Annotated in this window: 1 protein-coding gene; it reads right to left on the bottom strand. The window is 49.8% G+C overall.

The genetic code is table 11. From position 1 onward, the window contains the following. Nucleotides 1-17: 17 nt before the first annotated feature. Nucleotides 18-209, bottom strand: a 192-nt coding sequence (locus QN370_RS20660; RefSeq protein ID WP_323581839.1) for a hypothetical protein, incomplete at its 5' end; no start/stop codon positions are given.

Raw genomic sequence — 209 nt, 5'->3', positions numbered from 1 at the left:
CCAAAAGCCGGAGCCAGTCAGGGGGAAGGCCGCAAACTCGCTTCGCTCAGACATGCGTCCTTCTTATCCCCTGCCTGCCTCCGGCTTTTGGCAGCTGCTTCAATGCGGGACAGGTCAAAGTCAACTGCCACTTCAACTTCAACATCAACATCAACATCAACATCAACATCAACATCAACATCAACATCAACATCAACATCAACATCAAC

Source organism: Actimicrobium sp. CCI2.3 (assembly GCF_035019065.1).
Lineage (GTDB): Bacteria > Pseudomonadota > Gammaproteobacteria > Burkholderiales > Burkholderiaceae_D > Actimicrobium.
Note: the sequence above shows the minus strand (reverse complement) of the source record. Positions and strands in the feature narration are given on the sequence as shown.